Raw genomic sequence first — 6,644 nt, 5'->3', positions numbered from 1 at the left:
TCTCCAAGCGGACTTCATCAGGGCGCGCAGCGATCCCGCTGCAGATCAGACGCCGTATACATGGCCGCAACCGACCAGTTCACCCGAACCGATCCGACATCCTTGACCCGCAGGAGCCATCCATACACGGGTTGAAGTCGGGGCTGTAGGGCGGGAGGAACAGAAGCCGCGCACCGGCCGCCTCGATCGCCGCCCGCACGGCCGGTCCCTTGTGGCTGCCGAGGTTGTCCATGACGACGATGTCGCCGGGGGTAAGTTCAGGCACCAGGACCTGATCGACGTAAGTCTGGAAGGCGTTGCGGTTGATCGGCCCGTCGAGCACGAACGGTGCGGCGATCCCGGACAGGCGCAGGCCCGCCACCAGGGTTGTGGTCTTCCAATGGCCGTGCGGCACGGGTGAGCGCAGCCGCTCGCCACGGGGCGACCGTCCGCGCAGGCGGGCCATGTTGGTGGCGGTCCAGGTCTCGTCGAGGAAAACAAGTCGCGCAGGGTCGAGGTCGGGCTGACCCGCAAACCACGCCTCGCGCGCCACCTTCACGTCTGGGCGGTCCTGCTCGGCGGCGTGCGCTGTCTTTTTTTGTACGTGAGGTCGCGTGCGTCGAGGAAGCTCCACAGGGTGCCTAGCCCGACCGTGAGATCGTGCTCGTCCCGCAAGCGGGCGCGCATCTCTTCCAGGGTGATGTCGTCCTTTGCGTCGATCAGCGCGCGCAGGAACGCCTCGTGCGGATCGAGCTTCGAGCGGCGCGCCCGTCCTTGCGGACGAGCGGCCACCGTCCCGGTCGTCGTCAGCGCGGCCATCCAGCAGATCGAGGTCGCGATCCCGACCCCGAAGCGCGCCGCCGCCTGCCGACGCGACGTCGTTGCGGCCGCTGCCACCACACGCTCGCGCAGATCCTGGCTGTAGGGTCGGCCCATGCTTCGCTCCTTCTCCGGAGCGATCAGTGAATCAGTCCAACAGCGCCGTGCGAACCCCACCCATGCGATTCAGCGCAGCCCGAAAATGCTCTAGACGTTCGTCCACGGGCAGCGTGGTTTGGTCAGACGACGCTCGATTTTGATCTGCTCGCAGGCCCACTCGAACGAGTGCCAACGGTACAAGCGCAGCTCATTGCGCTCGGCCCAATAGGCAGCCACCTTGGCTTCGGTCTCAGGGTTTACTAGCTTGTTGTCGGTAAACTGAATACCATTCCCGGTCAGGAGCGTGTGAATTGTGTAGGGCACGGCTGCGACCAGATCGCATAAAAATGCTGCCGCAATCCGTTGAGTCGCCTTCTTATGAAGTTGGACGAAGACGAACTTGCTCGTGCGGTCGATGGCAACGTACAGATGGAGCTTGCCTTGTTCGGTGCTGACCTGTGTGATGTCGATGTAGAAGTAGCTGATCGGGTAGGCTTTGGAGCGCGAATGTTTGGGCTTGTCGACGTCCGGTAGACGACTGATGCCGTGCCGTTGCAGACAGCGGTGCAGCGACAAGCAGGTTAGGTGCGGGATGCTAGGCTGAAGCGCATAGAAGCAGTCATCCAGTGGCAGCAGGGTGTGTCGGCGAAAGGCGACGATGACCGCCTCGTGCCCCAGGCTCAGCACCGTGGCGTGAGGTTCCTTCAGTCCCATCCGCGCATCGGTTCTGGTCGGACGTGAACGCCACTTCTGTCCAGTGGTCGGGCTGATCCCGTAGTGCTTCGCGGCGGCTCTCACGCTCTCTTTACGAGCTTGGATTGCTCGTCGGACCGTCTCAGTCGTTGTAGCGCTGCCGTGGAGAACCTGTCTCGCAGCGCGTCCATCCATATGGCATCAGATGTATCATCAGACGGCGGGACCAAACATCTAAATAATTCATTGTTTGATTCACCGTCCGTAGATGTCCTCGACGCGGATGATGTCGTCCTCGCCGGTGTAGGATCCGACCTGGACCTCGATCAGCTCGAGGGGGATCTTGCCGGGGTTGGCCAGCCGGTGCATCGAGCCGATCGGCAGGTACACCGCCTCGTTCTCGTGGACGAGGACCAGGCGCTCGCCCAGCGTCACCTCCGCCGTGCCCTTCACCACCACCCAGTGCTCGGCGCGGTGGTGGTGCTTCTGCAGCGACAGGCGCCCGCCCGGCGTCACCATGATGCGCTTGACCTGGAAGCGCTCGCCGATGTCGACCCGCTGGTACCAGCCCCAGGGTCGGTACATCCGCCGGTGTGCGTCGGCCTCCGGGTGGGCGCGGGCGCGCAGCACGCCCACCAGCTCCTTCACCCGGCCCGACTGCGCCTTGGAGGCGACCAGCACCGCGTCGGGCGTCGCCACCACCACCACGCCGTCGAGGCCCACCACCGTGGTCAGCCCGTCGCCCTCGCTGTGCACCAGGCTGTTGGTGGTGCCCAGCACCTCGACCCGGCCGCGCAGCGCGTTGCCGGATTCGTCCTGCGGCAGCACTTGCCAGACCGCGTCCCAGGTGCCGACGTCCGACCACGGGAATGAGACCGGCAGCACGCCCGCCCGCGTCGTGCGCTCCATCACCGCGTAGTCGATCGAGATCTTGGGCGCCTGCCCGAACGCGTTCGCGTCGAGCCGCACGAAGTCGAGGTCGACGGCAGCCCCCTCCAGTGCCGCGCGGGCGGCGGAGAGCACCGCGGGCGCGTGCGCCTCGAGCTCGGCCAGCATCAGGTCGGCGCGGAACAGGAAGTAGCCCGAGTTCCACAGCGCGCCGTCCGCGATCAGCGCGGCGGCGCCCTCCGCATCCGGCTTCTCGACGAAGCGCGCCACCGCGAAGGCGCCCGCGGCCTCCGGCAGCGCGGCCCCGCGGCGGATGTAGCCGTAATCGGTCGCCGGCCGCGTCGGCTCGACGCCGAGCGTCATGGTGTAGCCGGCCCGCGCGCCCACGGCTGCCGCGCGCACGGCGGAGGCGAAGGCCGGCACGTCGCCGATCACGTGGTCGGCGGCCATGATCAGCACCACCGTTTCCGGGGCGACGTTGGCCGCGTGCAAGGCCGCCACCGCGACGGCGGCGGCCGAGTCGCGGCCCTCCGGCTCCAGGATGATGTCGCCGGTAATCCCCGCCTGCGCCAACTGCTCGGCCACGATGAAGCGCGACTCGGCCGAGGCGATCACCGCCGGCCGGGCGAAGGTCGCGAGGTCGCTCACCCGCCGCGCCGTCGCCTGGAACGTCGACTCCGACGCGTCCACCAGCCGCGCGAACTGCTTGGGCATGCTCTCGCGCGACATCGGCCACAGCCGCGTGCCCGAGCCGCCGCAGAGGATTACGGGGAGGATCGCCAGCGACGCCATGGGAGGGAGCGAAACTCTGTCCATATCTTCCAGCCAGCTCATCGTTTCATTCAGTCTAACATCATTCAAACGTGATCGAGCACGTCAGCGATCGCGTCGTCCCAGTCGCCCCGGGGCGTCAAGCCGGTCGCCAGGCGCAGCCGCGTCGCGTCGCCGGCCGCCACGGGGATTTCGGACGCGTGCATCTGGTCCGGCGCGACCCGGACCTCGAACGTGACCCGCGCGTACCGCCACAGGTCCGACATCACGCTTGCGATGCTACGCGGCCACCCCAAGGCGACGTTGAACATCGACCCGTCGGCGATGTCCACGCCGCGGTCGAACAGCTCGGCATAGACCCGCACCACGTCGTCCATCGGCAGGAAGTCGCGCTCGACGACGAGGTTGCCCAGCTCCAGCACCGGCGGCACTAAGCCGGCCTCGATCCGTGCGATCTGGCCGGCGAAGGACGGCAGCACGAAGCGCTCGTCCGGCCCGACGCCTGGGCGAACTGCTACCGCGGAACTGGACCTTGCTCAAGGGACCCGCTCAGGCCGCCTGACCCGCAAGGCCCATCACCGAGCGCTTACGCCGTAATGGGCGCAGAGCGCCTCGTAGCGGCGGGTGAGGTCGGCGCTTGCGTCTGCATCGAGATTGCGGAAGGCGGCCGAGAGGCTGTCGGTGCGATGCTCGCCGGGCACGCCACCCAGGCTCTGAGGGTGTTCTGCATCCTCTCGGCGAGCGCGATGAAGCTCTCACCGCCCAGCACCACATGAGCATGCTCGAAGCCCGAGTAGGCGAGCCGGAAGTGGTAGTGCCGGTGATCGAGGGCGATCCCGGCGATGGTGATGCCGGTGGCATTCATTTCGCTGAAGTCCGACAAGCCGATCCGCACGGGCTCATGGATCTGGCGGAAGATGACCTCCCACTCCGCACCGTGCAGGCTGAAGGGCAGATCACGCGCCTCAAGCCCTTGAAGCGCGCCATGTACGGCCGCGCCAACCTCGATCTCCTCCGCCGGCGGTTCCTTCTCGCGGCCTGATTCACCAAACTTGGCGAAGAGCAACTTTTCAGGAGGCAGGCCAACTAGAGTCAGCTTATTTTTCGGACGACGTGCTTTTCCAGAAGTAGCCCAATCGTTAAAAGAGAAAGAGAGAATAAAAGGATGTAGGAGTAATCGATTGTTACCGGTAGATCAGGATAGTATCCAAGCCTGACCCACTCAATGATCCCGACGACGGGATTGTATTTAAGGACATTGTAGATTTGGTCTGGAAGAAAATTTGGTAGGAACATCACACCACTGGTAACATAAATTACGAGGGTGAACAGGATGCTTCCCATCATCCAGGCCGGGAAGAAGGCGATGATGCTGACGTTGATCGTGCCGAAGCTGAGGCCAAGCAGGATGGCAGCGAGATAGCCGCACATCGATGTGAACGGATCGATTGGTACCGGATTAATGCCCGCAGCTACGAGAATCGCCGACACCGTGAGCAGCCCTAGGAACCCGGTGACGATCTCGACGAGGATACGGGAGAAGATGACGTCGAACAGCTTGACCTGAGGGTAGTAGGTCAACGGACGGTTGGTCATAACAGCCTTCATGACCTCGCGCGAGACGTACTGGAATACTAGTGCTGGCACTGCGCCGCTCGCGAAGAACAACGCACGGCTGTCACCGATCGGCGCGGGCACATGGCGTAGGACGTAGATGAGCACGAGCATGAAGATATGCACGACCGGCCAGAGCACGGCGATCATGTAGCCCCAATGCGAGCCGCCGAAGCGCGTGCGCATGTCCCGCAGCATCAATGCATGCAGGACGTGGAGGTAGGACTCCATCTGGCTTCTCTGGCGCGGTCTGGTCACCACTCCCCGGTCGATCGCGGACATGACGGCTCCGAATTCTCGTATGCTATCATCTGCATCGAAAGCGCCAGAATTATGGGATCACCAGCGCTGCCACTGTTCGACATTCTCCAGTGGCTCGAACCGCATCATCCCGGCCCGCCGACTTTAACGCCAGCATTATGGTCAGGCTTAGTGCAGAGCGCGATACCCTCGACCGTGGCCTTCACCGGAGATGTACTTTGAAATCGGCCTTGGAGCGCTGCTTCAGCTTGGCGGCGATACCCGACAGGATCATTGGCCGGCTCCAAGGCCGAGGCGGCATACACGTCAGGTGTAGCCAACGATCCGTGAACGAAGACGCCTTCGCGTTTTCGACAGGCCCTTACAGTCGGCCCCAGTCGCAGCTACTGCGCCAGCCCACCAACCGGTGGCGCTTCTCGGGTGAACCACCAGTAGATAACCATTGCGAGAACAATCATGGAGATGAAAAGGGTGATTTCAAGCCAGCGCGTCATGCTAACCGCTTAGCACGGGGATATGGAGGAAGCGACCTGCCGAGGATGACGTTCAGCGGGGCCTATCGCAAACTCGGATCTGAGACGCGGAACGACCTCTGCGGTCCGGCTTTTACCCTTTGTTCGCCTGGGGAAGCCCGAAGCAGAAAGCGAGTAGTCGGTTCTGCTCGCGCACTGTCCATGCGCCGGCAAAGCCGAAGCCCTTGCGCAGCCAGAGCATGGCCTCGAAGCTCTGGATCGTACGCCGCGCCGTGTTGAACGAGCGGAAGCCGCCGACCCGCGGCATTGCCCGTTTGAGCCGGAAGTGGTCGCTCTCGATGCCCTGCTGCAGATGCTTGGTCGCCGTGCACCTTGATGTAGGTCTCGTCGATGCGGATCGAACCGCAGTGCGGCTGACGGAACTGACGTAGCCGCTTCTCGATCAGGGGCGCGTAGGCCAGAACCCAGCGGTTCAGGGCGCTGTGGTCCACCTCCAGACCGCGTTCCAGGACGTATAGGGTGGTCCAAATCCAGGCCACTAAACCGCCCCGCGCGTGTCGGCTTCGAACGCCATAGTTCGGTTGCCGCATCGGCGTAAGTGGTTGCTCCGGAAATCGTTTTGAAAATGGGCTCTACGGGCTTGGTGAAGCTCGAATGGCCTTGTTTTACTCCGCCCCGCGGCTGGATTTTCCTCCGCCCTACAGACCGCTCTTTGCGGTCTGTGGCGGGCAGCTTCGAGGAGGTGCGCGAGGTCTTGTCCGGACGCTGCAGACGCAGCACCAGCTCGATCAACTCCTCGCGGCTCAACCGCTCAAGATCGCTGCGCCCCATCCTACGAAGGAATCAGTGAAATCCCACCCGCGCAAGGGCCTGGGTAATTGCTGTCCAAGCTCTCGGCCGGATGCCGGGACGCTATCGAGGGTCGTGTCCCAGGCGGTGGTGTAGCTGAGGGGTGGTCATCGGCGGTTGCCGGGTAGGGTCGGGTTGCGACGACCAACCCCGAACCCGAGAGCCCCCCGATGACCGACGAGATCATGGCCCTGCGCG

Annotated in this window: 3 protein-coding genes and 5 pseudogenes; all 8 read right to left on the bottom strand. The window is 64.1% G+C overall.

The genetic code is table 11. The annotated features are described in order from the left end of the window. Positions 1–127: 127 nt before the first annotated feature. Positions 128–915 (bottom strand): annotated as a pseudogene (locus tag FV226_RS26340) (IS630 family transposase); the annotation flags it as partial. 96 nt (positions 916–1,011) lie between these two features. Continuing rightward, positions 1,012–1,785: pseudogene (locus tag FV226_RS26335) on the bottom strand (DDE-type integrase/transposase/recombinase); the annotation flags it as partial. A gap of 60 nt (positions 1,786–1,845) precedes the next feature. Next, complete coding sequence (locus FV226_RS26330) at positions 1,846–3,270, bottom strand: mannose-1-phosphate guanylyltransferase/mannose-6-phosphate isomerase (RefSeq protein ID WP_147765243.1); 1,425 nt, start codon at positions 3,268–3,270, stop codon at positions 1,846–1,848. A gap of 65 nt (positions 3,271–3,335) precedes the next feature. Next, entirely contained in the window at positions 3,336–3,728 is a 393-nt protein-coding gene (locus FV226_RS26325) for a hypothetical protein (RefSeq protein ID WP_147765242.1), read from the bottom strand. 108 nt (positions 3,729–3,836) lie between these two features. Continuing rightward, positions 3,837–4,198, bottom strand: a pseudogene (locus FV226_RS26320) (IS21 family transposase); the annotation flags it as partial. Between the two features lie 143 nt (positions 4,199–4,341). Then, positions 4,342–5,145: an ABC transporter permease gene (locus FV226_RS26315; RefSeq protein WP_147765241.1), complete on the bottom strand. Its 804-nt coding sequence runs from the start codon at positions 5,143–5,145 to the stop codon at positions 4,342–4,344. A 585-nt stretch (positions 5,146–5,730) separates the two neighbouring features. Further along, positions 5,731–6,109, bottom strand: a pseudogene (locus FV226_RS26310) (DDE-type integrase/transposase/recombinase); the annotation flags it as partial. Between the two features lie 142 nt (positions 6,110–6,251). Beyond that, positions 6,252–6,428: pseudogene (locus FV226_RS26305) on the bottom strand (IS66 family transposase); the annotation flags it as partial. Positions 6,429–6,644: the final 216 nt, after the last annotated feature.

This window comes from Methylobacterium sp. WL12 (genome assembly GCF_008039475.1).
Taxonomy (GTDB): domain Bacteria; phylum Pseudomonadota; class Alphaproteobacteria; order Rhizobiales; family Beijerinckiaceae; genus Methylobacterium; species Methylobacterium cerastii.
Note: the sequence above shows the minus strand (reverse complement) of the source record. Positions and strands in the feature narration are given on the sequence as shown.

Coding starts and splice junctions, on each gene's coding strand:
- FV226_RS26330 (WP_147765243.1), bottom strand. CDS start 3,270: ATGGCGTCGCTGGCGATCCTCCCCGTAATCCTCTGCGGCGGCTCGGGC.
- FV226_RS26315 (WP_147765241.1), bottom strand. CDS start 5,145: ATGTCCGCGATCGACCGGGGAGTGGTGACCAGACCGCGCCAGAGAAGC.